This is a genomic window from Mesorhizobium sp. M1078, from assembly GCF_040318615.1.
Classification (GTDB): domain Bacteria; phylum Pseudomonadota; class Alphaproteobacteria; order Rhizobiales; family Rhizobiaceae; genus Mesorhizobium.
The window spans coordinates 179389-204476 of sequence record NZ_JAMYMP010000006.1 but is presented as its reverse complement, the minus strand read 5'-3'; the positions used below and the strand labels follow the sequence as shown (position 1 = coordinate 204476).

Annotated in this window: 30 protein-coding genes; 14 read left to right on the top strand and 16 right to left on the bottom strand. The window is 63.7% G+C overall.

Annotation, left to right across the window (positions count from 1 at the left end; genetic code table 11):
• Position 1: 1 nt before the first annotated feature.
• The 3 genes from NKH38_RS11500 to purL all read right to left on the bottom strand — a co-directional run bounded on the left by NKH38_RS11500 (position 2) and on the right by purL (position 3087).
• Positions 2 to 235: a BolA/IbaG family iron-sulfur metabolism protein gene (locus NKH38_RS11500; RefSeq protein WP_352760156.1), complete on the bottom strand. Its 234-nt coding sequence runs from the start codon at positions 233 to 235 to the stop codon at positions 2 to 4.
• Positions 236 to 334: 99 nt separating this feature from the next.
• On the bottom strand, positions 335 to 859 hold the full coding sequence (locus NKH38_RS11495; RefSeq protein ID WP_023669100.1) for a hypothetical protein: 525 nt from the start codon (positions 857 to 859) through the stop codon (positions 335 to 337).
• Complete coding sequence (gene purL / locus NKH38_RS11490) at positions 856 to 3087, bottom strand: phosphoribosylformylglycinamidine synthase subunit PurL (RefSeq protein ID WP_352760153.1); 2232 nt, start codon at positions 3085 to 3087, stop codon at positions 856 to 858. The genes NKH38_RS11495 and purL overlap by 4 nt, the downstream gene beginning before the upstream one ends.
• A gap of 187 nt (positions 3088 to 3274) precedes the next feature.
• Between purL and NKH38_RS11485 the strand changes: the two genes are divergently transcribed.
• Positions 3275 to 3439, top strand: coding sequence for a hypothetical protein (locus NKH38_RS11485; RefSeq protein WP_352760151.1), 165 nt, complete (start codon positions 3275 to 3277; stop codon positions 3437 to 3439).
• A 30-nt stretch (positions 3440 to 3469) separates the two neighbouring features.
• Here the strand turns inward: NKH38_RS11485 and NKH38_RS11480 are convergent, their stop codons facing one another.
• A complete protein-coding gene (locus NKH38_RS11480) occupies positions 3470 to 4882 on the bottom strand; it encodes an aminotransferase-like domain-containing protein (RefSeq protein ID WP_352760148.1) in 1413 nt (470 codons plus the stop codon).
• Between the two features lie 93 nt (positions 4883 to 4975).
• Between NKH38_RS11480 and NKH38_RS11475 the strand changes: the two genes are divergently transcribed.
• Positions 4976 to 5215 (top strand): DUF1127 domain-containing protein, encoded by a 240-nt coding sequence (locus NKH38_RS11475; protein ID WP_023706460.1) that lies wholly within the window; start codon positions 4976 to 4978, stop codon positions 5213 to 5215.
• A gap of 15 nt (positions 5216 to 5230) precedes the next feature.
• On the opposite strand, the gene NKH38_RS11470 is transcribed toward NKH38_RS11475, so the two are convergent.
• The 5 genes from NKH38_RS11470 to purC all read right to left on the bottom strand — a co-directional run bounded on the left by NKH38_RS11470 (position 5231) and on the right by purC (position 8127).
• Positions 5231 to 5875: a Pr6Pr family membrane protein gene (locus tag NKH38_RS11470; protein WP_352760251.1), complete on the bottom strand. Its 645-nt coding sequence runs from the start codon at positions 5873 to 5875 to the stop codon at positions 5231 to 5233.
• Positions 5876 to 5879: 4 nt separating this feature from the next.
• Positions 5880 to 6290: a hypothetical protein gene (locus NKH38_RS11465; protein ID WP_023669094.1), complete on the bottom strand. Its 411-nt coding sequence runs from the start codon at positions 6288 to 6290 to the stop codon at positions 5880 to 5882.
• 41 nt (positions 6291 to 6331) lie between these two features.
• Positions 6332 to 7000, bottom strand: a complete 669-nt coding sequence (gene purQ, locus NKH38_RS11460; protein WP_023711489.1) for a phosphoribosylformylglycinamidine synthase subunit PurQ — start codon at positions 6998 to 7000, stop codon at positions 6332 to 6334.
• A gap of 1 nt (position 7001) precedes the next feature.
• On the bottom strand, positions 7002 to 7244 hold the full coding sequence (gene purS / locus NKH38_RS11455) for a phosphoribosylformylglycinamidine synthase subunit PurS (protein ID WP_023669092.1): 243 nt from the start codon (positions 7242 to 7244) through the stop codon (positions 7002 to 7004).
• Between the two features lie 88 nt (positions 7245 to 7332).
• On the bottom strand, positions 7333 to 8127 hold the full coding sequence (purC, locus tag NKH38_RS11450) for a phosphoribosylaminoimidazolesuccinocarboxamide synthase (RefSeq protein ID WP_013532127.1): 795 nt from the start codon (positions 8125 to 8127) through the stop codon (positions 7333 to 7335).
• Between the two features lie 275 nt (positions 8128 to 8402).
• Between purC and NKH38_RS11445 the strand changes: the two genes are divergently transcribed.
• Complete coding sequence (locus NKH38_RS11445; protein ID WP_023669091.1) at positions 8403 to 8723, top strand: DUF1476 domain-containing protein; 321 nt, start codon at positions 8403 to 8405, stop codon at positions 8721 to 8723.
• A gap of 184 nt (positions 8724 to 8907) precedes the next feature.
• Entirely contained in the window at positions 8908 to 9681 is a 774-nt protein-coding gene (locus tag NKH38_RS11440) for an HpcH/HpaI aldolase family protein (protein ID WP_023669090.1), read from the top strand.
• Positions 9682 to 9700: 19 nt separating this feature from the next.
• Here NKH38_RS11440 and NKH38_RS11435 read toward each other — a convergent pair whose 3' ends face one another.
• Entirely contained in the window at positions 9701 to 10255 is a 555-nt protein-coding gene (locus tag NKH38_RS11435; protein ID WP_023708637.1) for an RBBP9/YdeN family alpha/beta hydrolase, read from the bottom strand.
• A 194-nt stretch (positions 10256 to 10449) separates the two neighbouring features.
• Between NKH38_RS11435 and NKH38_RS11430 the strand changes: the two genes are divergently transcribed.
• Complete coding sequence (locus tag NKH38_RS11430; RefSeq protein ID WP_352760141.1) at positions 10450 to 11265, top strand: VOC family protein; 816 nt, start codon at positions 10450 to 10452, stop codon at positions 11263 to 11265.
• Positions 11266 to 11280: 15 nt separating this feature from the next.
• On the opposite strand, the gene NKH38_RS11425 is transcribed toward NKH38_RS11430, so the two are convergent.
• From NKH38_RS11425 to NKH38_RS11410, 4 genes are read right to left on the bottom strand one after another with little or no spacing between them, the layout of a single operon-like run.
• A complete protein-coding gene (locus NKH38_RS11425; RefSeq protein WP_352760138.1) occupies positions 11281 to 12009 on the bottom strand; it encodes a metallophosphoesterase family protein in 729 nt (242 codons plus the stop codon).
• A gap of 8 nt (positions 12010 to 12017) precedes the next feature.
• Positions 12018 to 13319 carry an adenylosuccinate lyase gene (gene purB, locus NKH38_RS11420; protein WP_352760135.1) on the bottom strand — a complete coding sequence of 434 codons (1302 nt, stop codon included), beginning with the start codon at positions 13317 to 13319 and terminating at the stop codon, positions 12018 to 12020.
• A gap of 59 nt (positions 13320 to 13378) precedes the next feature.
• Positions 13379 to 13843, bottom strand: coding sequence for a hypothetical protein (locus tag NKH38_RS11415; RefSeq protein ID WP_023726917.1), 465 nt, complete (start codon positions 13841 to 13843; stop codon positions 13379 to 13381).
• A 56-nt stretch (positions 13844 to 13899) separates the two neighbouring features.
• Positions 13900 to 14625, bottom strand: a complete 726-nt coding sequence (locus NKH38_RS11410; RefSeq protein WP_352760132.1) for a DUF2259 domain-containing protein — start codon at positions 14623 to 14625, stop codon at positions 13900 to 13902.
• 138 nt (positions 14626 to 14763) lie between these two features.
• Between NKH38_RS11410 and NKH38_RS11405 the strand changes: the two genes are divergently transcribed.
• Positions 14764 to 15018: a DUF2171 domain-containing protein gene (locus NKH38_RS11405; protein ID WP_023669083.1), complete on the top strand. Its 255-nt coding sequence runs from the start codon at positions 14764 to 14766 to the stop codon at positions 15016 to 15018.
• A gap of 7 nt (positions 15019 to 15025) precedes the next feature.
• Here the strand turns inward: NKH38_RS11405 and NKH38_RS11400 are convergent, their stop codons facing one another.
• Together NKH38_RS11400 and NKH38_RS11395 are read right to left on the bottom strand one after the other, a co-directional pair.
• Positions 15026 to 16045, bottom strand: coding sequence for a P1 family peptidase (locus NKH38_RS11400; RefSeq protein ID WP_352760129.1), 1020 nt, complete (start codon positions 16043 to 16045; stop codon positions 15026 to 15028).
• On the bottom strand, positions 16045 to 17115 hold the full coding sequence (locus NKH38_RS11395; protein ID WP_352760126.1) for a branched-chain amino acid ABC transporter substrate-binding protein: 1071 nt from the start codon (positions 17113 to 17115) through the stop codon (positions 16045 to 16047). Before NKH38_RS11395 ends, NKH38_RS11400 begins: the two co-directional genes overlap by 1 nt.
• Positions 17116 to 17295: 180 nt before the next feature.
• Here NKH38_RS11395 and NKH38_RS11390 point away from each other — a divergent pair, with 180 nt between their 5' ends.
• From NKH38_RS11390 to NKH38_RS11355, 8 genes are all read left to right on the top strand, one after another.
• Complete coding sequence (locus NKH38_RS11390) at positions 17296 to 17823, top strand: flavin reductase (protein WP_352760123.1); 528 nt, start codon at positions 17296 to 17298, stop codon at positions 17821 to 17823.
• Positions 17820 to 18749 (top strand): AAA family ATPase, encoded by a 930-nt coding sequence (locus tag NKH38_RS11385; RefSeq protein ID WP_023739379.1) that lies wholly within the window; start codon positions 17820 to 17822, stop codon positions 18747 to 18749. Before NKH38_RS11390 ends, NKH38_RS11385 begins: the two co-directional genes overlap by 4 nt.
• Positions 18750 to 18754: 5 nt before the next feature.
• Positions 18755 to 19999, top strand: coding sequence for a vWA domain-containing protein (locus NKH38_RS11380; RefSeq protein ID WP_352760122.1), 1245 nt, complete (start codon positions 18755 to 18757; stop codon positions 19997 to 19999).
• A gap of 58 nt (positions 20000 to 20057) precedes the next feature.
• Positions 20058 to 20396 carry an XdhC family protein gene (locus tag NKH38_RS11375; RefSeq protein ID WP_023669077.1) on the top strand — a complete coding sequence of 113 codons (339 nt, stop codon included), beginning with the start codon at positions 20058 to 20060 and terminating at the stop codon, positions 20394 to 20396.
• 2 nt (positions 20397 to 20398) lie between these two features.
• The gene (locus tag NKH38_RS11370) at positions 20399 to 21103 is read left to right on the top strand and encodes an XdhC family protein (RefSeq protein WP_352462368.1); all 705 of its coding nucleotides are present in this window, start codon (positions 20399 to 20401) and stop codon (positions 21101 to 21103) included.
• On the top strand, positions 21100 to 22710 hold the full coding sequence (locus NKH38_RS11365; RefSeq protein WP_352760119.1) for an NTP transferase domain-containing protein: 1611 nt from the start codon (positions 21100 to 21102) through the stop codon (positions 22708 to 22710). The genes NKH38_RS11370 and NKH38_RS11365 overlap by 4 nt, the downstream gene beginning before the upstream one ends.
• Positions 22711 to 22895: 185 nt before the next feature.
• On the top strand, positions 22896 to 23807 hold the full coding sequence (locus NKH38_RS11360; RefSeq protein WP_352760117.1) for an alpha/beta hydrolase family protein: 912 nt from the start codon (positions 22896 to 22898) through the stop codon (positions 23805 to 23807).
• A gap of 74 nt (positions 23808 to 23881) precedes the next feature.
• On the top strand, positions 23882 to 25087 hold the full coding sequence (locus NKH38_RS11355; protein WP_352904340.1) for an epoxide hydrolase family protein: 1206 nt from the start codon (positions 23882 to 23884) through the stop codon (positions 25085 to 25087).
• Position 25088: the final 1 nt, after the last annotated feature.

Genomic DNA, 25088 nt, shown 5'->3' with positions numbered 1-25088 from the left:
TTCAGTCCGGCACGCTGGTCTGCAGGGCCAGCGCGTGCAGCACGCCGCCCATATTGCCCTTCAGCGCATCATAGACCATCTGGTGCTGCTGGACGCGGCTCTTTCCGCGGAAGCTTTCGGCCACCACTTCGGCTGCATAGTGATCGCCGTCACCGGCGAGGTCGCGGATCGTCACCTTGGCGTCCGGAATGCCGTCCTTGATCAGTTTTTCGATGTCGTGGGCATTCATTGCCATGGCAAAATCCTGTTCTGGGCGGCTAGGCACGAGTGACTCGCACGGCAGCCTAAAGCCTTTCTGGTCCGGGTTGAAGCCGTTCTGTCGGCGACGCAGTGTCTAAGGGCCATCCTGCCGCGGGTGAACCACACCATCTTCGGTAATGTCGTCGCGGGTCGAGAACCCCCGGCCAAGGCTGAACACCAGGACATAGAGCGGGATGTTGAGCGCCAGGTTGATAATCGGGAGATAGCTGGTCATCTGCCACAAGGGCGAAAAGAATGGTTGGCCATAGCCGTCGCAGATCAGCGATGACCCGTATTCCCACAGCGCGCCGGTAATGACCGCAATGGCAAAGAGCTTGATGCAGGTGGCGACATGCCTTGCGCGCGCCGGGTTCGGCAAAAGGCGGCTCCACAGCACCAGGCAGACGATGGGGATCGCATAGATCAGACTTTGCAAGGCCAGCATCTGCAGTGTGCCATTGGCCGCCTCAATGAACTGGTCACGCCTTTCCAGCAGCGGACAGACCTCGCTCGAGGTCGTCGACAGCAGGAAAAAGACGAACGGCCCGAGGAACCAGAAGAAGAACAGCGACGGCCAGAAGACGACTGCGATCAGCGTCCGGGCTGCCAGGCTGGTCAAATGGACTTGTCCATGAAGTTCGGGAACCAGCCTTCGTGGGCGGCGGTCAATTCGCTGACCGGGATCGCCCTGGCATCGCCGAGCTTCAGTTCGTTTCCACCGGTCGAGCCGATCCATGGCGCAAAGATGCCGAGCTTGCTCTGTTCCTCGCGGATGGCGTCCCATTCCTTGCTCTGCGGATCGACGGACAGCGTCAGCAGGTAGCGGCCCTGGTCTTCGCCGAACCAGACCGGGATCGGGTCGGTGCCGGCGAGCCCCGGAATGGTGGCGCCGATGCCGGACGCCATCGCCATTTCGGCCAGGGCCACCGCAAGGCCGCCATCTGAAAGGTCATGCGCCGCGGTCACGACGCCCGACGCGATCAGCGCGCGCACATGGTCGCCGACGCGCTTTTCGTGCGCGAGGTCGACGGGTGGCGGCGGCCCGTCGGTCCGACCGTGAATGTCCCTGAAATAGGCGGACTGGCCGAGATGGCTGCCCCAGCTTGGGGGCGCGCCGACCAGCAGGATCATCTGGCCCTCGGCGGCAAAGCCGATACGGGTCATCTTCGACCAGTCGGCAATCAGCCCGACGCCGCCGATGGTCGGCGTCGGCAGGATGCCTTGGCCATTGGTTTCGTTGTAGAGCGAGACATTGCCCGACACGATTGGGAAGCCGAGCGCCCGGCAGGCATCGCCAATGCCTTTCACCGCGCCGACCAGTTGGCCCATGATCTCAGGCCGTTCCGGATTGCCGAAATTGAGGTTGTCGGTGGCCGCCAGCGGCAGCGCGCCGGTGGCGGTGAGGTTGCGCCAGCATTCGGCCACCGCCTGCTTGCCGCCTTCATACGGGTCGGCCTCGCAATAGCGCGGCGTTACGTCGGAGGAGAAGGCGAGCGCCTTGGTCGGATGGCCTTCGACGCGCACCACGCCGGCGTCGCCGCCCGGAAGCTGCAGCGAATTGCCCTGGATCAGCGTGTCGTATTGCTCCCATACCCATCGCCGCGACGACAGGTTCGGCCCGCCGAGCAGTTTCAACAGCGCATCGGCAACGTCGGCCTTCGGCGCATCGCCGGCTGCGAGCGCCGCCGGCTTCTTCGGCTCGACCCAGGGGCGGTCATATTCCGGCGCCTTGTCGCCAAGGTCCTTGATCGGCAGATTGGCGACCTCGTCGCCCTGATGGATGACGCGGAAACGCAGATCGTCGGTGGTCTTGCCGACGATAGCGAAGTCGAGGCCCCATTTGTGGAAGATCGCCTCGGCTTCCTTTTCCTTCTCGGGGCGCAGCACCATCAGCATGCGCTCCTGACTCTCCGACAGCATCATCTCATAGGCGCTCATGCGCTCTTCGCGCACCGGCACCTGGTCGAGGTGAAGCTCGATGCCGAGGTCGCCCTTGGCGCCCATCTCGACCGCCGAACAGGTGAGGCCGGCCGCCCCCATGTCCTGGATGGCGATAACGGCGCCAGACGCCATCAGCTCAAGACAGGCTTCGAGCAGGCATTTTTCGGTGAAGGGATCGCCGACCTGCACGGTCGGGCGCTTCTCGTCGATCTTGTCGTCGAACTCGGCCGAGGCCATCGTGGCGCCGCCGACGCCGTCGCGCCCGGTCTTGGCGCCGAGATAGACGACCGGCAGGCCGACGCCCTTGGCTTCCGACAGGAAGATCGCATCGGTCTTGGCGAGGCCCGCGGCAAAGGCGTTGACCAGGATGTTGCCATTGTAGCGGGCGTCGAAATTGACCTCGCCGCCGACCGTCGGCACGCCGAACGCATTGCCGTAGCCGCCGACGCCGGAAACCACGCCGCTGACAAGGTGCCTGGTCTTGGGATGGTCGGGTGCGCCGAAGCGCAGAGCGTTCATCGCCGCAATCGGCCGCGCGCCCATGGTGAAGACGTCGCGCAATATGCCGCCGACGCCGGTCGCCGCACCCTGGTAGGGCTCGATGTAGGAGGGATGGTTGTGGCTCTCCATCTTGAAGACGACGCAGTCGCCGTCGCGGATATCGACCACGCCGGCGTTCTCGCCCGGACCCTGGATGACCTGCGGCCCGGTGGTCGGCAGCGTGCGCAGCCATTTCTTCGAGGATTTGTAGGAGCAGTGCTCATTCCACATCGCCGAGAAGATGCCGAGTTCGGTAAAGCTCGGTTCGCGCCCGACCAGATCGAGGATGCGCTGGTATTCGTCGGGCTTCAGCCCATGCGCGGCTATGAGTTCCGGGGTGATCGGCACGGAATTGGAAATGGTCATGGGCGGCGATTGGTGTCCATGGGAGAGGGGAATTTGAGTCCCCTCATATCGCAAGCTTTGGCGTGATACACCCCATCGGATGACGAAAAACGCCGGAAAACACAAGGCGACGATGGTAGCGGGGCGCCGTTGGGGAACGCTATGGCATCCCGGCCGTTAGGCCTCAAACCAATCAGGAGATTTCGACATGGCCACCAAGCAAGGCAAGAAAGACAATCGCCTCTCCGAAAAGGAGGCCATGCATATTGCCGAGACCACCGACGTTTCGCCCAAGCAGGCCAAGGACCTGGCCGCGAAGCACGGCAAGGACAAGGGTGCAAAGGAAGCCAAAAACTTCAAGGCAGAGGGCTGAACCCGAAGATCGGGATACAGGAGGACCCAGTCAGGACGAACTGTCGTAGCCGGCGCGGCCTTCCTCCAGCAGCCGCCGGATCACCGCGACGCCGCCGGTGATGTCCTCGCGCCGCCTTGGTTGCGAGACGCCGAAACGCACGCCGTGAAAAACCTGCTCGGAACGCCCCGCCTTGAACTCGTCCTCGTCGTCGAGGAGCACGCCATTTTCGAGGCATGCGCTCCTGAACGTGCCGGACAGCCAGGGATCGGGCAGCGTCAGCCAGACGAAGGGCACGCTGCCGTGTGACTTGAAGGCGAAACCCGCCAGTGTCTCGCGCACGATGGCGATGCGGGCGGCAATTTCGGCAATGCTGCGTTTGCGGATATCGCCAGCCTGCCCAGACAGCACCAGCCGCGCATTCACCTCCGCCAGCAGGAACGGCATCCCGCCGGTCATCATCTTGTGGGCGACGCGGATGCGATGGCGATAGGCGGGCGGGCAGGAGAGCCAGCCGCCGCGAACACCTGCCGCGACCGATTTCGACAGACCGCCGGCGACAATGGTGCGCTCGGGTGCATATTCGGCGATGAGCGGCGTCGGATCTTCGGTCAGGCCGCCATAGAGATCGTCCTCGATGACGATGACATTGTACGCGCGCGCGACGCAAGCGATCGCCTCGCGGCGCGAAACCGACAGGATCGCCAGCGTCGGGTTCTGCACCGTCGGCATCAGGAAGATCATCTTCGGGTGCTTTTGCGCGCAGACGCGTTCGAAATCCTCGGGATCGAGACCTTCCTCGTCCGATGCGACAAGTGCAATGCGCCGCCCGATCAGCCCGGCGCTGCGGGCGATCTGCGAATAGGTGAGGTGCTCGAAGGCGACATAGTCGCCCGGTGTGGTCAGTGCCGCGATCGCCGCCATCACCGCGGCATGTGTGCCAAGCGTGGGAACGATGGTGTCGGCCGCCGGACGGAACGAATTGCGCGACAGCCAGCGGGCGCCGGCCTCGAACCAGCGCTCCGGAAAATCCCTGGTGTAGCTCGAAATCTCGTGCGGGTGATCCTGCACCGTGCGCGAGAGCATGTCAGCGACAATGGCGCCCTGGCCGATGTCGGGCGCGGCAGTGCTGTCGAAACGCAGCTTGCCGGGCGGTGCATCGACATAGCGCGTGCCTTGCACGGCCGGCTCGGCGAATTCGGGTGACGCCGCTTCCGATTGCTGCGCCAGCACATAGGTCCCGCGTCCGACTTCGCCGCTCACCAGCCCGCGTTCGCGCAGCAGCTGATAGGCCCGGCCGATCGTGCCGACCGTCGTGCCGATGTCATAGGCGAGATCGCGCTGCGGCGGCAATTTTGCCCCGGCATCGATAACGCCCTTGTCGATGTCCGACTCGATGCTGTCGGCAAGGCGCTGGTAAAGCGGGCCGGAACCGATGGTGAGGTCAGGGAGCCAATTTGTCATGGTGACAATTCTGTATATTGCACCAGATCGGGTGTCAATGCATATCAGAACCGTACCAAGATGGGTACAATTTGCAGGGTTGGCAGACAAACAATGGATACAATCGAGACAATCCGCTGCGCGGGCATTGAATTGGTCGGGCCGTCCAGCCGGCGAGGCTTTGTCGGCCGGATCGTGCATGTGGTCAGATCGCTGGCGCGATGGATCGAAGCGTTGATCGAGCGCCGTCGCGGCCGCCTGGCCTTGCTGGAAATGACCGACGAGCAGCTCAGGGATATCGGTGTTTCGCGTGGCGACGCCTACCGTGAAGGGATCCGACGGCTCTGGGACTGACCCGGAGCCGGTTCGTCAACGACGGGTGCGCGGAGCCCTGAGGCGTGAGACGCCCCTATCGGCAAGCACGGCGAGGATGCACAGCACCAGGAAAACACCGGTGACGGCCAGCGCCGCAAGGGCGACGTTGGCCGCGCCGTTTTTCGCAACGTCGAGGAACGGGTAGGGCACTTCGCCTGCGATCGGTGCGCGCGCCAGCGCATAGGCGAGATAGGCGATCGGATAGGCCATCCACCACGAAATGTCGCTCCAGCGTGTCCTGCCGTCAGCGCCTGCAACAAGCCACCACAGCACGAACAGCACCGGCGTCACATAGTGCAGCAGCACGTCACAGAGCAGGAACAGCCCCTGCGGCTGCCAGAGCTGCGCCAGAACTGTCGCGTAGACGATGAAGACCAGGGCGATGGAAGCCGCCACGCCCGCCCGCATCCGCGGCCCGGCAAAGGCCGGCAGCCAGGCGTAGCCCGAAGGCGACAGCAGCGAGACATGGACCAGCACTGCACCGATGTTGGTCAGGATGGTGAAGAAGCTGAACAGAAAGACGATGGAGCCGAGAAAACTGCGGCCGGCTTCCATCGATGCCGGGATGGTGATGCACGCTTGCAGGACAAGCCCGGCCAGACCGATGATCAATCCCGCAAACTGCAGGAAGCGGCCCATGGCGTCAGGCGGCCGCGTTGCAGGAGGGGTTACCCGTTTGCCAGCGCGCAATGTCGGATCCGATGCGCGCGCCGAGCGGATCGTCCATCAGCGGACCGAACACGTCGACGCGGCTGGAATTGCCTTGCGCCTGGACGACCAGCAGCGGCTTGCCGCCATAATGCTTGGCCGGCACCAGCAGGAAGCGGGGCGTGCCGCTGAACGAATTCAGCTCATTGGCCATCTGATAGGATTTGAAGGCGGGATCCTTGCTGGCGATCCAGCATTTGTGGGCCGATATCGCTACCTGTTCCATGGCCAGCAGCGAAGCGCTCTTGCCCGTGGGGACCGGCGCGCTCTTCGGGCTGGACTGGCAGGACGCCAACGCCAAGCCGGCAGCAGCCAGGGGACCTAGGCGAACAATCGTCAGTCTCATGGTCAACCGCCCCCGTGTTTTGAAAGGAATTCGAAGAGATATCAGGCGGCGATGCCGAGTGCGCCTTCGAACAGCGCCCGGCCGTCGCTGCCGCCATGCGCTGCCTCGATCAGGTTTTCGGGATGCGGCATCAGGCCGAGCACATTGCCCTTCTCGCTGACGATACCGGCAATGTCGTTCATCGAGCCATTGGGATTGCTGCCCTCGGCATAGCGAAACACCACCTGTCCTTCGCCTTCGAGGCGCGCAAGCGTGTCGGCATCGGCGAAATAATTGCCGTCATGATGCGCAACCGGCGTGCGGATGATTTGGCCCGGCTGATAGCGGCGGGTGAACATGGTGTTGGCGTTGGCGATTTCGAGCTTCACCTCTCGGCAGACGAATTTCAGCGAGGCATTGCGCATCAGCGCGCCAGGCAAAAGGCCGGCTTCCACCAGAATCTGGAACCCGTTGCAGACGCCGATGACCATGACGCCCTTGGCCGCCTTTTCCGCCACCGCCCGCATGACCGGCATGCGCGCGGCAATGGCGCCGCAACGCAGATAGTCGCCGAACGAGAAGCCGCCGGGAATGGCGATCAGGTCCACATCAGGGATTTCGGTGTCGGTCTGCCAGACGGTCGCCGGCGCCTGCCCGGAAATCTTGGTCAGCGCCGCAATCATGTCGCGGTCGCGGTTGAGGCCGGGGAGAAGAACGACAGCTGATTTCATATCAAGCGATCTCCACCGCGTAATTCTCGATCACTGTGTTCGCCAGCAGCTTGTCGCACATGGCTTTCAGATCGGCTTCGGCCTTGGCCTTGTCGGTCTCTGAGAGCTCGAGGTCGAAGACCTTGCCCTGCCGCACCTGGCCGACGCCGCCGAACCCCAGTCCGGACAGAGCGTGCTCTATGGCTTTTCCCTGCGGGTCGAGCACGCCGTTCTTGAGGGTGACGGTGATGCGGGCCTTGATCATGCTGGACAGGTTCCTGTTCGAAGACTTAGCAATTCCAGGAAAAGTCTGAAGCGGTTTTTCGTCCGGAATCGCGTCAAGAAATGAAGACTTAGTGCGGCTTGCCTTTGAGGCCATCGGTCGAGGCGACGAGCACCGGGCCGGTCGGGCGCGGCGGCTCGTTCTCGTTCATGATGCCGAGGCGGCGGGCAACTTCCTGATAGGCTTCGACGAGGCCGCCCATATCGCGGCGGAAACGGTCCTTGTCGAGCTTGTCCTGCGTTGCCACGTCCCACAGCCGGCACGAATCCGGCGAGATCTCGTCGGCAACGACGATGCGCATCATGTCGCCCTCGAACAGGCGGCCGCATTCGATCTTGAAATCGACGAGTTGGATGCCGACACCCATGAACAGGCCGGAGAGGAAGTCGTTGACGCGGATGGCCAGCGCCATGACGTCGTCGATCTCCTGCGGGCTTGCCCAGCCGAAAGCGGTGATGTGCTCTTCCGACACCATCGGATCGTCGAGCGCATCGGCCTTGTAATAGAATTCGATGATCGAGCGCGGCAGAACGGTGCCTTCCTCGATGCCGAGGCGCTTGGACAGCGAGCCGGCGGCGACATTGCGCACCACCACTTCGAGCGGAATGATCTCGACTTCCTTGATCAACTGCTCGCGCATGTTGAGCCGGCGGATGAAGTGGGTCGGAATGCCCATGCGGTTCAGATGGTTGAAGATGTACTCGGAAATGCGGTTGTTGAGCACACCCTTGCCGTCGATGACCTCATGCTTCTTCTTGTTGAATGCGGTCGCATCATCCTTGAAGAACTGGATAAGTGTGCCCGGTTCCGGTCCCTCATAGAGGATCTTGGCCTTGCCTTCATAAATGCGGCGGCGATTTTTCATCTGATTTTTCTCTGGATTTGCGGGCAGGCGGCAAGCGACCAGTTCCTGTCCGTCTGCCTAAATTGGTGCGGCGACGGGTGGGGTTCAATGCCGGGTCTATCCCAATCACAGCGTTTGCTCAATCGGCAAATCCTTTCCATCGACCGCTTTCAGGAATGAAATGCCGCAGCGCAGCAAGCGATGTAGCATATTGACCGGCCCGCGCCCTTTTGGTTTGTGCTGCGGCAGCACACATATCCATCACCAACGCGAATCGATTTCATCGGAGGGAAGCCATGAGCAGCATGAAAGACCGCGAAGAGGGTTTTGAGCGCAAATTCGCCTTCGACGAAGAACTTCGCTTCAAGGCTTCCGCACGCCGCAACAAGGCGCTCGGTCTATGGGCCGCCGAAAAGCTGGGCAAATCCGGCACTGACGCCGACGCCTATGCAAAGGAAGTTGTGGTTTCCGACATCGAGGAAGCCGGCGATCACGACGTATTCCGCAAGATCCGCAAGGATTTCGACGCCGCCGGCGTCGACCAGTCGGATCACCAGATCCGCCGCACCATGGACGAACTGATGGCGCAGGCGATCGAGCAGATCAAGAACACCTGATCGGACCGAAACAGGTTCCGCAAAAGCGTTCTGCGTTTGTGACAGAACCTGCGACAAACCTGGAATGACTGGACCAATCGACCGCACGGCTCAGCCGGGCGGTTTTTCTTTGCCCTTTCAGCCTTTTCCGGCTGAAACTGTGCGTAGGCCTGTTACAAGGCTCTACCCAACGAGGAAAGCACCCATGTCCCTGAAGTCACGCCTGGCGGCGGATGAAACGCTGTTCACCGCCTGGTCCGGCGTTCCGGACGCTTTGACGGTCGAAATCATCGCCAAGCAGGGTTTTGATGCCGTCACGCTCGACATGCAGCATGGCGGACACCACGAAGACTCGGTCTTGCGCGGCCTCGTACCGGTGCTCGCCGCCAACAAGCCGGCGCTGGTGCGCATTCCGGTCGGCCGCTTCGACATGGCCAGCCGCGCCCTCGATTTCGGTGCCGAGGCGGTGATTGCACCGATGGTGAATTCGGTGGCCGATGCAAAACTCTTTGCCGCGGCAATGAAATATCCGCCGATGGGCGAGCGCTCCTGGGGCCCGACCTATGCTTTTCCGCGCCATGGCAAAGGCGACCACGCCGAATGGCTGCGCGACACCAATCAACGCACGATGGCCTTTGCCATGGTCGAAACGCGCGCCGCACTCGATGCGCTGGACGGCATCCTCGACACGCCGGGCATTGACGGCATCTTTCTCGGCCCATCGGATTTCTCCATCGCCTGGTCGAATGGCGCCACCGTCAATTCGACGCTGGAAAGCATGATGGAAACCGTCGCCTCCATCGCCGAGCGGACGCGCAAGGCGGGCAAGCATGCGGCGATCTACGTCGTTGAGCCGGCGATTGCCGGCCGCGTCGTGGCGATGGGCTACCGGCTGCTGGCGATGGGCTCGGACCATGCGCTGATTTCGCTCGGCGCAAAGATACTCATCAAAAGCATGAACGATTCGATAAAGGGCTGAGGCGTGGTGCCTTGCCCGGTCAGGCCTTGAGGTCGGTCAGGAACTTGGCGAAGGTCATCGACCCTTCCGGCCACGGGCCGAAGCCGGCATCCTCATTGAGGTGACCGGTTTCGCCGGCATCGATGAACAGCGAACCCCAGGCAGCGGCAATGTCCTCGGCAACCTCGAAGGCGCAGAACGGATCGTTGCGGCTGGCGATGACGATGGACGGGAAGGGCAGCGGTTCGCGCGCATAGGGGCCAAAGGTCATCAGGTGACGCGGCCTTATCTCCGGGTTGGCGACGTCGGGCGGTGCGACAAAAAACGCGCCGGCGACCGGCTTCCTGAACTGCGGAATGGCCTGCACCGCAGCCGCCACACCGAGCGAATGGGCAACGATCACCACCGGACGCTCGGCCTCGTTGACAGCGTTCGCCACGCTCGCCGTCCAGTCCTCGCGCACCGGCTTCGACCACTCCGCCTGTTCGACCCGACGCGCTGTCGACAGTTTCGACTGCCAGCGTGTCTGCCAGTGTTCAGGGCCGGAATTGGTGTAGCCCGGCACGATCAGAATATCTGCGTCTTTGACTTTCATGGCGCTGAGATAGCGAGCGGCCGTGTCTCGTGCAACCCGCGCTGACGCATGCGGTGCATCACAATTGTGAACAACCTGTTCGGTTCTTTCCATCTTGTGTGAACGATCAGGATCGACGATTTGAGGCAGGAAGAGATGGACAACAGAATAGACTGGTGGCGCGGCCTGGGATAATGCGCTGAACGGAGAGTTTTATGAGCGAACTGCCTTTTGCCGCGACGACCCCCGTCAGCGTGTCACGCGTGGGCCTGAAGGCGCGCGACGCCGAAGGACTTGCCGATTACTACCGGGCTGTTGTCGGCCTGCAGGAATTGAGCCGCGCCGATGGCGCCATCACGCTGGGCGCTGCCGAGCGCCCGCTGCTGGTCATCGAGCCTGACGCAGCGGCCAAGCCCGACGATCCGCGCAGCGCCGGCCTTTTCCACACCGCTTTCCTTCTGCCCAGCCGCGCCGATCTCGGCCGTTGGATAAACCATGCCGCCGCCAACAAGATCCGCATCGAGGGCGCCTCCGACCATCTGGTCAGCGAGGCTTTGTACCTGACCGACCCCGAAGGCAACGGCATTGAAATCTATAGGGACCGTCTGCCGCAGGAGTGGAAGTGGAACGGCGACAAGATCGCCATGGCGACCGAGCGGCTGAATCTGGCCGCCGTGGTTGGCAGCGTGCCGGCCGGTGACGCCGGCTGGCAGGGCGCGCCGCAAAACAGCATTATCGGCCATGTCCATCTGCGCGTCGGCCGGCCGGAAGATGCCGAGGCCTGGTGGCACGACGAATTTGGCTTCGACACGGTCGCTAAGTATGGAGGGCAGGCGGTGTTCCTGTCGTCGGGAGGCTACCACCATCATATCGGTGGCAATTCGTGGCACAGCGCCGGCGCCGGGCGCCGCGATCCGTCCCGCTCAGGGCTGGCCTGGGTCGAGATGCGCTCGGACAGGACAACCGCTGAAACCACGCGGGAAGATCCGTGGGGCACGGTGATCCGCACCGTGCCGGGCGCCGCCGGCTGAGCGCCCGCTCGGTTCTTACAAGGAATTGGCGGCGTAGCCCGTCAGCAGCCCATGCGCCCAGCTGTCGAATCCGGTCGCTGTGGAACGGCCGGATGCTTCAGTCCAGTCATAATTGACCACGTGATGGCTGAACGACCATTGTCCGTCCTTGCGCGTCGCGATGGCGTAGCGGGCATGCGGACTGCCGGTCACGGTCAGGCCGGGGAATGCCTGGACGCCGACGCTGCCGGGATTGAGGATTGTCCGGTTGTCCGACAAGCGCACAAGGCGCGGCGTATGTGTATGGCCGCACAAGGTCAGCCCGGCGCCGGCGCTGCCCAGCTTGTGCCTGATCTGCTTTTCATTGGACGGGTGGAAGTGGCTGCCTCCATCTTCCTCGAGCAGGAACACGTTGTCGTCACTCGGGCTGCCGTGGCAAAGCAGGATGTCCGGGGCAGGCGACAGGGTGACCGGCAATGCCGAGAGCCAGGTCAATGACGCCTGGGACAGGCGTTGGTGGGTGAAAGCATCGACGTCTTCCAACCCGGAAGCAGGCGGCTCGATCAGCACACGGTCGTGATTGCCGCGCACGGTCGGCCAATTCTGCGCCATCAGATATTGCGCGGTTTCATCAGGCCATAGCGGCCCGGAGAGACAATCGCCCAGATTGACGATGAGGTCGGGAGAAGCGTCTTTGATCTGCGCATGAACCGCCTCAAGCGCGCGCAGATTCCCATGGATGTCGGAAAGGACGGCCAGCCGCATCGAAAAACCTATCCGAAAACCCGCTTGAAGATCGTGTCGACATGCTTGGTGTGATAGCCCAGGTCGAATTTCTCGCGGATCTCGGCTTCGGGCAGCGCTGCGGTGACTTCCTTGTCGGCCAACAGTTCTTCAAGAAAATCAGCGCCTTGTTCCCACACCTTCATGGCGTTGCGCTGCACCAGGCGGTAGGCGTCCTCGCGACTGACGCCGGCTTGGGTCAGCGCCAGCAACACGCGCTGCGAATGCACAAGGCCACGGAACTTGTTCATGTTCTTCAGCATGTTGTCGGGATAGACCAGCAATTTGTCGATGACGCCGGTCAACCGCGACAGCGCGAAATCGAGTGTTATCGTGGCGTCCGGGCCGATCATGCGCTCGACCGAGGAATGCGAAATGTCGCGCTCGTGCCAGAGCGCGACATTCTCCATCGCCGGCAAGGCCATGGAGCGCACCATGCGGGCAAGGCCGGTGAGGTTTTCGGTCAGCACCGGGTTGCGCTTGTGCGGCATTGCCGACGAGCCCTTCTGGCCCGGCGAAAAATACTCTTCCGCTTCCAGCACCTCGGTGCGCTGCAGATGGCGGATCTCGGTCGCCAGCCGCTCGACCGACGAGGCGATGACGCCGAGCGTGGCAAAGAACATGGCATGGCGGTCGCGAGGGATGACCTGCGTCGACACCGGCTCCGGCTTCAGCCCAAGCTTTTTCGCCACATGTTCTTCGACATAGGGATCGATGTTGGCGAAGGTGCCGATCGCGCCCGATATGGCGCAGGTGGCAATATCCTCTCGCGCGTGCACCAGCCGCTCGCGGCAGCGTGAGAACTCGGCATAGGCCTGCGCCAGCTTGACGCCGAACGTGGTCGGCTCGGCATGAATGCCGTGGCTGCGGCCGATGGTGACGGTGTCCTTGTGCTCGAAGGCCCGGCGCTTCAGCGCGGCGAGCAGGCCGTCGAGGTCGGCCAGCAGGATATCGCTGGCGCGGCCGAGCTGCACCGCAAGGCAGGTGTCGAGAACATCCGATGAGGTCATGCCCTGGTGGATGAAACGCGCATCCGGCCCGACGAATTCGGCGAGATGGGTGAGGAAGGCGATGACGTCGTGCTTGGTGACGGCCTCGATCTCGTCGATCTTGCCGACGTCGAATTGGGCGGCGCCGCCTTTTTCCCAGATGGTCTTGGCGGCTTCCCTGGGAATGACGCCGAGCTCGGCCAGCGCATCGCAGGCATGGGCCTCGATCTCGAACCAGATGCGGAAGCGGGTTTCCGGCGACCAGATGGCGACCATTTCCGGCCGGGAATAGCGAGGGATCATCCGTCAGTCCTGATATGTCGGTGGTTAAGTGCGCCTCCTATCAGAGGCGGACCGAATGCTCAACGCTGCTGGCGTGCAAACCACACGCTGGCGGCGGCAAGCGCGATGAATCCGAGCGGAAAATAGAGCCTGATACCCAGCACCACGAACTGGTAGAGCGCCGTCAGCGAGGTGAAGACCAGTTCGAACGCCCACCGGGCGGTGAAGGCCTCCGCGTGCCATTCGGCATAATAGGAGCGGTATTGCAGCGCAAACAACCCGCCGGTGAAGGCGAGCGTCGTCGCAAGCAGGCAGACGAAGGCGGCGGCGAACGCCACTTCCCAGTGCCGGTCGAGCGAGACCAGCCGCGCCGCGAACAACCCGACGGGAAAGGCCAATGCCGCGCCGGTCGCAAACAGCAGGGCGACGAAGCGGATCTTTTCCGGGGTCTCCCAATTGTCGAGCCAAAGACCGGTCAGCGCGCTGGCGCCCATGGCCATCGCCCACAGCAAGGCGCCGACAAGCGCCGCGCCCGTCGATGGTATGGCGCGGCTGACGTGATTTCCGGCGCGCTTGCGCCAGCTGGATTGATCGAGCGCTGTCACAGGCGTCCGGTCACGGCGATCCAGCGAAAATCCGGCCCTTCGAAGCCGTATTGGCGCACCGCGATCAGCACCGCATAGGCGCTGATGCTGTCCATCGAGAACGTCTGCACCGCGCCGATCCTGTAGCCGTTCGGGCAGCCACGGCTTTTCGGGATCGATTTATCCTCATGCAGCAGATGGGTCCGGCCGCCATCCCTGGCCTCGATCCGCAGCAAGCGAAAACCGTTGATCTCGCCCTGGCTCTGGCAGCTTTCGGTGTCATTCATGCCGATCTCGTCCAGCCGGAATTCCAGCGGCGGGTCGACCGGCGAAAAGATCGGCCGTGGGTTCACCACCATGCGGAACGGGTCGGCCGACAATTCGGTCACCGGGTTGAAGCCGGCGGTGATGCCGCGGTTTGCGGTGAGTTCGGCCTGCACAACGACGGCTTCGCCCTTCTGTCTGGTCTGCTGACGGGCCGTCTCGAGCGAGGCGGTCTCATCCTCTAGCCGGACCCGGATTGGCGTGCCCTTCAGGAACGTGTCGTCGGCGGTGTTGATGTAGTAGCGATTGGCATAGGGAAAGCCCGAACCGTCTGCCACACCATATTCCTCGAAGGCGAAGACGCTGCCATCCTTGCTGAAGCCGAGGATTTCAAGCTCGGCGACATCGCCCGCTCGGGCGGCCATGGCGGATGCCAGATGGACCAGCAGGCAAACGCCAATCAGGACGAGATTTCGCATCGGGGTTCCGCTCCGCCTGCCGTGGTTCGATCGTTCCCCATCACGAGACAGTCAAAACATCGTGCTATTCAAAAGGCGATGCATCCAATTTCGCATCTGTTTGTTATCGTCGATCGTTTTTCAAAAGGAGAACACCCCATGACTGAGGCCAGCAAGATTCGCGAGCATATGGAAGTGGTCGGCGCCGACGGCGTTCACATCGGCACCGTCGACAGGGTCGATGGCGAGCGGATCAAGTTGACCAAGGCCGACAGCGGCGAGGGCGCCCATCAGGGGCATCACCACTACATTCCCTTGAGCCTGCTTGCCGAGGTCGAGGGCCAGAAAGTCTGGCTGTCGGCGAATTCGGATGTCGCGGTCAGCTTCGAGGAAGAGGAGTCCGACCCGACCTGACTGAAAGTCAGCGCGACGACCACACCGGAAACAGATCGCCATCGGCCGGCGTCGCGGCATGGATGCCGCGGCTGATGGCGCGCGCCATGGTGGCGCCGGCAGCGGCAAAGAAATCGACGGCATCGTCGGCGCTGAGTTCTATGCCGCTCTTCCCCGTCGCCAGCGCGAACACCAGATCGCCGTCGGCCGGCGTGTGCACCGGCCAGATGGCGCGCACGAAGCCGTCATGCGCTGATATCGCCAGCCGCTTGGCTGCTGCCTTGGTCAGCACGGCGTCGGTGGCGATGACGGCGATGGTGGTGTTGCCACCGGCCTCGGCTTGTCCACCGACACGCTTGTCGCGGTATTTCAACAGGATCCGCCTGGCATCGCCCGGCATTGGCGAGGGATAGCCAAGCCCGCCGAACTCATCCCCGATCTCGAAGGGCGCCGCCCAGAAATAGCGGGTCCGCGCGATCGTTACCGAGCCGGTCGGGTTGGCGGCGGCGAGCGCGCCGATGGTGACGCCGCTGTCGAGCACAGTCGAGGCAGAGCCAAGGCCACCCTTCAGCCCGGAACTCAGCGCCCCGGTGCCGGCGCCGATTGTGCCGAGCGGAAAGTCGACTGTTGCCGCCTGGGCGGCTTCGTAGCCGAGGTCGCGGTAGGGAGGATAACGGCCCCAATCCTTGTCGCCGCCATTGCGCAGGTCGAACAGGATCGCCGCCGGCACGATCGGCACGCGAAAGCCGCCGACATCGACGCCAATGCCTTTTTCGCGCAGCGCTGCCTGAACGCCGGAGGCGGCGTCGAGGCCGAAGGCCGAGCCGCCCGACAGCACGACGGCATGAACCGCCTCGATGGAATTGTGCGGTTCGAGCAGGTCGGTTTCGCGCGTGCCCGGCGCGCCGCCGAGGATCTGCACGCCACCGACCGCCGGTTCATCGCACAGCACGGTCGTGACGCCCGATTTCAGCCTGGCATCCGACGCGTTGCCGACGCGCAAGCCGGCGACATCGGTGATCAGATTGCGCGGCCCGGTGCGAAACATCAATTCGTCTCCGCCGGCACGAAACGCGTCCCGTCGAAGCGGAAGGCGCGATAGAGGTTTTGGCTCAGATCGCCTTTGTCGTCGAACCGCAGCGGCCCGATCGCGGTGGTGAAATCATGCCCGGTTAGCGCGTCGGCCAGCCCCTTGCCCGAGGTCTCGGGCGCGGCCGAGGCCGCCTTGGCAATCTCCACCGCCGCATAGGCCGGCAAGGCATAGCCATCCGGCGCGATGTTTTTGGCCGTAAACGCCGCCAGCACCTTGGGATCGGCGACATCGGCCCATTCCGGCGGCGCGATCATCAGCGTGCCGACGGCGTAAGGCACATCGCCGGGTGGCGTGCGCAAATTCTCGCCGCCGGCAAAGACAATGCCGGCCTCGAGCTGGCCGGCGTCGCGGCCCATAATGGCGATGTCGTCGCCGTCGCCACCGGCAAAGACATGCGTCGCGCCCGCCTTCTTCAGCCGGCCGATCAGCCCGATCTGGTTGTCGAGCTGCGGCCGGAACGTGTCTGTGAAGACCGGCTTCAGCGCCGCCTGTTCGGCCGCTGCGCGCAGCGTCTCGGCGATTTCGCGGCCATAGATGGTCCCGTCATCGACGATGGCGAACAATTCGCTCTGCCACAGCCGGGTCAGGATGGCGGCCACCGCATTGCGCTCGTCATCGCCGCGCGGCCCCAGCCGATAGACCGGCCAGCCGGTTTTGGCGCGGCGATCGGTCAGGCTTTCGGTGCGCACGCCGACGGTGATGACCGGTATGTTGGCGTCCTTGAGGATCGGCAGCGCCGCCTGGATCGCCTCGGTGCAGAGGAAGCCGACGACGATATCGACCTTCGCAGCGGCGAATTCCGTGGCGGCGGCAGCCCCGCCATCGGCGGTGCAGGCATCGTCGACCGTCCTGATCTCGGCGCCGTTGGCTTCTGCTGCCAGGGCAGCGCCCGCCTCGATCTGCTTGCCCAGGATCGCCGACGGACCGGACAGGGGTGCGGCGACGCCGACAAGCAAAGTCTGCGCGCCGGCGCTTGCCGGCAGCAGCCAGAGCAGTGCCGCTATTACAGCTGTTGGGGGTCGCATTCTGACGACGAATTCCTCCGTGCCGGTCGCATGCTTCCAGCGTCTCTTCCGCCAAGACCTAAAGGCTGCCCGCCCCAGGCGCAACACGGGAATTTGCGGATTGGCGTCAACCACTTCGCTTGTGGCCTATTGTGTGCCGCCATATATAACGCTTGGATTCCCGCTTATGGAAAATCATCGGTGTTGAAGTTGAACGACATAGGGCCTCAGGCCTATCGCGACGCGATGGCGCATTTTGCCGGCCACGTCCATGTGGTGACCACCGACGGGCCCGCCGGCAAACGCGGCACGACGGTGATTGCGGCCTGTTCGGTGTCGGACACGCCGCCGACGGTTCTCGTCTGTCTCAACCGCGAGAATGCCAAGAACGAGCTCTTCGTGCAAAACGGCCGGTTTGCGCTGAACACGCTGGCTTCGCACCAGCAGCCCCTATCGGTGGCGTTTTCAGGCCTGACCGGGCTGTCTGCCGATGAGCGTTTCGCGCTTGGCGAGTGGGATGTCATATCGACGGGCGCGCCTAGCCTGAAGGGCGCTCTTGCGGTTTTTGACTGCGAATTGATGGACACCAAGGATCTCGCCACCCATCGTGTGCTTTTTGGCAAGGTGACAGGCCTGCGCATGGGCGATAATTTGCGGCCGCTGATCTACCACGCCCGCGACTACCACGTGCTGCAGAGCGGAGCAGAGGCGGCAACGGAGAAAGAATGACCGAGCTGAAACCGCGCCCCGCGCCGCGGACGATCGACGAAACGCTCGATCTCCTGACCGGCGCGGACTATGTCGCGGACCGCTCGCTCGCAACGGTGCTGTTCCTGTCCCTGCGCATGCAGCGGCCGCTGTTCCTTGAAGGGGAGGCCGGCGTCGGCAAGACCGAGATCGCCAAGGTGCTGGCGCAGGCGCTCGGCCGCCGGCTGATCCGCCTGCAATGCTATGAAGGGCTCGACGTCTCCTCCGCCGTCTACGAGTGGAACTACGCCGCGCAGATGATCGAGATCCGCATGGAGGAGGCGGCAGGCTCGGTCGACCGCTCCGCCATGGAGAGCAATGTCTTTTCCGAAAAATACCTGATCCGCCGGCCGGTGCTCGATGCGCTGACCGGCAAGGCGGGTGCGGCCCCGGTGTTCCTGATCGACGAGCTCGACCGCACCGACGAAGCCTTCGAGGCGTTCCTGCTCGAAATCCTGTCCGACTTCCAAGTGACGGTGCCCGAGCTTGGCACGATCAAGGCGGAGGAGCCGCCGATCGTCATCATCACCACCAACCGCACGCGGGAAATCCACGACGCGCTGAAGCGGCGCTGCCTCTATCACTGGGTCGACTATCCCAATGCCGAGCGCGAGCTGGAGATCGTGCGCCGCAAGGTGCCGCAGGCCAACAGCCGGCTTTCCGCGGAAGTGGTGTCGTTCATCCAGAAGCTGCGCCGGGTCGAGCTGTTCAAGGCGCCGGGCGTCGCCGAAACCATCGACTGGGCCGGCGCGCTGACCGAACTCGACAAGGTGGCGCTCGATCCCGAAACCGTCTCCGACACGATCGGCGTTTTGCTGAAATACCAGGACGACATTGCCCGCATCGGCGCGGGCGAGGGCCGGCGTATCCTCGACGAGGTCAAGGCCGAACTGGCGGCGGCGGAGTAGGGCAAGTGAAGGCGCCCGAACCCAGAGAGGCGACGGAAGACGGGCGCATCGCCGACAACATCGTCTATTTCGCCCGCACCTTGCGCAAATCCGGCATGCGGGTCGGGCCGGCTTCGGTCAAGGATGCGATCGAGGCGGTGCTGGCAGCCGGCATCGGTTCGCGCGACGATTTCTACTGGACGCTGCATGCCGTGCTGGTGTCGCGGCACGAGGATGACCCTGTTTTCGACGAAGCCTTCCGGCTGTTCTGGAAATCGCGCGAGCTGATCGAGAAACTTCTGGCGATGTTCTCGCCTGTGGCGCCCGACACCAAGGAGAAGCAAAAGCCGCGCGCGGCAGAAAACCGCGTCAGCCAGGCCATGTTCGAAGGCCACGAGAAGAATCGGCCGGTCAGGGAAATCCCGGAGATCGAAGTCGACGCCCGGCTAACCTTCTCCGGGAATGAAGTGCTGCGCGGCAAGGACTTTGCCCAGATGAATGCCGACGAGATGGCAGACGCCAAGAAGGCGATTGCCCGGCTGCGGCTGCCGTTCGACATGGTCCGTACCCGACGCTTCAAGGCAGACCTGCATGGCCGCCGTATCGATCCACGCGCCATGATGCGCTCGGCCGCGCGCACCGGCGGCGAACTGATCCTGCCGAAATTCCGCTCAGCCCGCGAAGTGCATCCGCCGCTGGTGGTTCTCGCCGATATCTCCGGTTCGATGAGCCAGTACACGCGCATCTTCCTGCACTTTCTGCATGCGCTGACCGAAAAACGGCGGCGCGTGCACACCTTCGTCTTCGGCACGCGACTGACCAATCTCACGCGGCAGATGCGCCATCGCGACCCCGATGCCGCCCTTGCCGACTGCTCGGCGGCGGTGAAGGACTGGTCGGGCGGCACCCGCATCGGCGATACGCTGGCGGAGTTCAACAAGCACTGGTCACGCCGCGTGCTCGGGCAGGGCGCGGTGGTGCTGCTGATCACCGACGGGCTGGAGCGCGACGATGTCGCCGGCCTGTCGGAGGAGATGGATCGCCTGCACAAATCCTGCCGGCGGCTGATCTGGCTCAACCCGCTTCTGCGCTTTGGCGGCTTCGAGGCGCGGGCCCGCGGCGTCAGAGCGATGCTGCCTCATGTCGACGAGTTCCGCTCGGTACACAATCTCGATGCGCTGGCCGACCTCTGCGCCTCGCTGGACAAGAAATCGGCCGCTTCGGTCGATCCGCGTCGCTGGCTGGACGCTGGTGTCAGGCGCGCCGCATAGCCATATTGGATTCCGAAAAACAGGCTCCCAGAGAAAACAGACTTTGAGGCAAGCGATCATGGACAACAGCATCTATCTCGATGAGGCCCGCGACCCCTTGATCATCGCGGAAGGCTGGATGAAGGACGGCAAGGATGTCGCCATCGCCACTGTGGTCGAGACCTGGGGTTCGGCGCCGAGGCCGGCCGGCAGTCATCTGGTCATTGACGCCGAAGGCAATTTTCACGGCTCGGTCTCGGGCGGCTGCGTTGAGGGTACCGTGGTGAGCGAGGCGATGGACGTCATCGACTCGGGGAAAGCGAAGATGCTGGAGTTCGGCGTTGCCGACGAAACCGCCTGGCAGGTCGGCCTGTCCTGCGGCGGCCGCATCAAGGTCTATGTGGAGCGGCTCGGTTAGGCATGGATCCCTACGCTCTCAAAGCCCTCAATGCCGAACGCCGTGCCCGCCGTGCGGCGATCCTGGTGACCGATCTCGGCGACGGCCGCGACCGTATCGTGCGTGAAGGCGATCCCGTCGCCGGCGATCTTGGAGCAGCGATCGCCAAGGCGTTTCGCACTGGCAATTCGGGTTCGGTCGAGGCGGAAGGGCGAACCTTCTTCCTCAACGCGCATTTGCCGCAACCGCGCCTGGTGGTGATCGGCGCCGTCCATATCAGTCAGGCGCTGGCGCCGATGGCCAGGATCGCCGGCTATCCCCTGGAGATCGTCGATCCGCGCACCGCCTTCGCCACCCCGGACCGTTTTCCCGATGTAGCACTCCATGCCGAATGGCCGGAGGATGTGCTGAAACGTCAGCCGCTCGACAGCTATACGGCGCTCGCCGCCGTAACCCATGATCCGAAGATCGACGATTTCGCACTGAAGGCCGCGCTCGACGCCAACTGTTTCTATGTCGGCGCACTCGGCAGCCGCAAAACACACGCCAGGCGCGTCGAGCGCCTGCTGGCGCTCGGCGCCAGCGCCGACCAGATCGCCCGCATCCACGCACCGATCGGTATCGACATTGGCGCGGCGAGCCCGGCCGAGATCGCCGTCGCCATCCTGGCGCAGACGATCCACGCCTTTCGCTCGCGCGGGCTGGAATCGAAAGGCGCTGCGGCGTGAGATTCGGTCCGGTTCCAATCGACAAGGCGCAAGGCGCGGTGCTGGCGCATGCCACGACGGCGGGCGAGCGGCGTTTCCGCAAGGCGCACAGGCTGAGCACGCAGGACGTGGCGGTGCTGAAGGCGGCCGGCATTACCGAGATCGTCGTGGCGGTGCTTGCCGCCGATGACCTCAGCGAGGATGCGGCGGCCGAAAAGATTGCTGCCAGCATGGCCCACCGCAACATAGAGGCAAAACCGGCCGCGACCGGCCGCGTCAACCTCCATGCCAAGGCCGCCGGTCTCTTCACCGTCGATGCCGCCATGATCGACGCCATCAATGCGGTCGACCCGACCATCACCATCGCCACGCTGGCGCAGCACGCGCCGGTTGAGCAGGGCCAGATGGTGGCGACGGTCAAGATCATCCCGTTCGCCGTTGCCTCGGCCCTTGTCGATGCGGTGACAAAGATCTGCGCCGGCGGCGAGATCTTCGCCGTCAACGCCTACCATCCGGTGCGCATCGGCGTGATCCAGACGGTGCTGCCCGGCATCAAGGCGAGCGTGCTCGACAAGACGCTACGCGTCACCGAAGCGCGGCTGGCACGCTCCGGCGGCCGGCTGACGACGGAGCGCCGCACGCCGCACGAAATTGCGCCCGTCGCCGATGCCGCCGCCGCGCTGGCGCGCGACAACGACATGGTGGTGATCTTCGGCGCCTCGGCGATGAGCGATTTCAACGATGTCGTTCCGGCGGCGATCGAGGCAGCAGGTGGCACGGTGATCCGCGCGGGCATGCCCGTCGATCCCGGCAATCTGCTGGTGCTGGGCACGCTCGACGGCAAGCGCGTCATCGGCGCGCCCGGTTGCGCCCGCAGCCCCAAGGAGAACGGTTTCGATTGGGTGCTCGACAGGCTGATCGCCGGTCTCGACGTCACCGCCAAGGACATCGCCGGCATGGGCGTTGGCGGCCTCTTGATGGAAATCCCGACCCGGCCGCAGCCGCGCGAGCCGCTGCCGGCGGGAGCCGGGCTGAAGGTCGAGATCGTGCTTCTGGCCGCCGGTCGCTCCAGCCGCATGGGCGGGCCGAACAAGCTTCTGGCGCTGTTCGACGGCAAACCGCTGGTGCGCCGGACAGTCGAGCGCGCACTGGCCTCGAAGGCAACCAGCACCGTTGTCGTCACCGGCCACCAGCGTGAGCGGGTGCACCAAGCCTTGACCGGCCTCGACGTGATCTTCGCCGACAATCCGGATTTTGCCGACGGCCTGTCCTCGTCTCTAAAAGCCGGCATTGCCCGCGTTGGAGCCGAGGCGGCCGGCGCCATGATCGTCCTCGGCGACATGCCGGGTATCTCATCGGCCGATCTCGACCGGTTGATCGAGGCCTTCCGTAGGGACGGCGGCCGCTCAGTGGTGCGTGCCGCCCATGACGGCCGCCGCGGCAATCCGGTGCTGCTGCCACGCGCGCTGTTTGGAGGCATCGCTCACCTCGAGGGCGACACCGGCGCTCGCCATCTGGTCGAGGCCGAGGGACTGGATGTCATCGACGTCGAGATCGGCGACGGCGCGTCGATCGATGTCGACACCCGCGAGGCGCTGGAAGACGCCGGCGGCGTGCTGCAGGATTGACAAAGCGAAGCCGAAAAACGCATGCCTTTAGCATGGCTCTCTCTTTACTTGCCTCAGCGCTTCTACCCCCCTCTGGCCTGCCGGCCATCTCCCCCTCAAGGGGGGAGATCAGCAGCCTCGATGGCGGCGTCTATCCTGCAGCTTTGAAGATTGGCGGAAGGCGGCGTGATATCCAATCTCCCCCCTTGAGGGGGAGATGGCCGGCAGGCCAGAGGGGGGCGGCCGCGCTCCATAGCCTTCTGATTTCGCTCTTTTTCCTGTTCTCTGCCGCCCACGCCGACGCGCTCGAACTAAAACCCTACAAGGATGACCTCTTCGCCTATCCGGCGACGCTCTCGTCCACGGACAAAGGCGCCTACACCGTCATCGACTATCGCGAGATGCGCGACATCAACGACCGCGACGAAGTGCCGGAAAAGCGCGTGCAGGCTAGGTATACCGACACCGGCGTGCGCAAGGTGCAGCGGGATTTGATGCTGAAAACCGATGCCGGCGATGTCAGGCATGTCGCCGTAGGCAAGACCGAAGGCGCCGGTATCATCGTGCTTTACCTGCACGGGCAGGGCGGCAGCCGCAAGCAGGGCGTCGACGACTTCACCTTCGGCGGCAACTTCAACCGAATCAAGAACCTGATGGCCGGCAATGGCGGCCTCTATCTCTCACCCGATTTCACCGATTTCGGCGACAAGGGCGCGGCCCAGGTCGCGGCGCTGATCGGCCACTATGCCGAGGCCTCGCCGGACGCGAAAATCTTCGTCGCCTGTGGCTCGATGGGCGGCGCGCTGTGCTGGAAGCTGGCCGGCCGCAGCGATACGGGACGGCGCATCAACGGGCTGCTGCTGCTCGGCTCGCTGTGGGATGACAGTTTCCTGTCGAGCCCGGCCTACAGGCGCCATGTGCCGGTGTTCTTCGGGCAGGGCAGCAAGGATCCGGTCTTTCCCGTGGAGAAGCAGGAAGCCTTCTTCCGCTCCATCACTGCGAACTCGAAAGCCTATCCGACCCGGTTCGTCCGGTTCGAGACCGGCACCCATGGCACGCCGATCCGCATGGTCGACTGGCGCCAAACGCTGAACTGGATGCTGTCGAAGGCGCCCTGAGGCATATCGCCCAGAGGTGCCCCTTGGTTTTGGCAATCATGGTTCGGCCGATATCCTCTTGGGTGTAGGCTGATATGATCCAACAGATCGGAAGCACAGCGATGGACGCCCACCCCTTCAAGATCCAAATTCCGAACGAACAACTTGAAGATCTCCAGCGCCGGCTTAGCGCAACACGATGGCCAATTCCGCTAAGCGAAGCGGGCTGGAGCGATGGGGCCGAGCTGCCGTTCATCAAGCGCCTTGCGGATTACTGGCGAGACCGCTTCGACTGGAGAGTGCAAGAGGCGCGGCTGAACCGGCTGCCGCAATATCTGACGAGGCTGAACAACCTAGATGTCCACTTTGTCCACCAGCCAGGCAACGGACCGGCGCCGCTGCCGCTGATCATAACGCATGGCTGGCCCGGCTCGTTCATCGAAATGGAACACGTCATTCCATTGCTGGCAGACCCAGCTGCCCATGGTGGTGACCCGGCCGACGCTTTCCACGTGGTAGTTCCCTCCTTGCCCGGATACGGCTTTTCCCAGGCGCCGACGGAACCAGGCTTCCATTCCGGCCGCATCGCGGAGTTATGGGTACAGTTGATGCGCGGGCTCGGCTACGACCGCTTCGCTTCCCAAGGAGGCGACATCGGCGCGGGCGTTTCCGCCTGGATGGCACGGCTCCATTCCGAAAGCGTGCTTGGCGTCCACGTCAATTACATTCCCGGGAGCTATCGGCCACCCTTGGGTGCAGGTCTGCCATCTGTCACCGTTGAGGAGCAGGCCTTTCTGGAAAAGGCCGCGGCCTGGACGGCAACGGAGGGCGCCTATGCCCATCTGCAGGGCACGAAGCCTCAGACGCTTGCTTATGCTCTGACAGACTCGCCGATCGGTCTCGCAGCCTGGATGATCGAGAAGTTCCGTAGCTGGAGCGATTGCGACGGTGACGTGGAGCGCACCTTCGGCATGGACACGCTCCTTACGGATGTTTCGCTCTATTGGTTCAGCAACGCGCTCACCTCGTCCTTGCGGCTCTACAAGGAGAATCGACTGTTCCCTCTTGCGTTCGAGACGCTGGAACGCGTTTCGCCGCCATTTGGGGTAGCGCTTTTCCCTCGCGAGTTGCCGATGCCGCCTCGATCCTGGGTGGCGCGGGTCTTTGACGTTCAGCGATGGACATCGATGCCGCGAGGGGGCCATTTCGCTGCGCTGGAGGAACCGAGTCTTCTGGTCGAGGACATTCGCGCCTTCTTCCGGCCGATGCGTTCCCGGCCTGAAACGAGAAGGCGAATGTGAA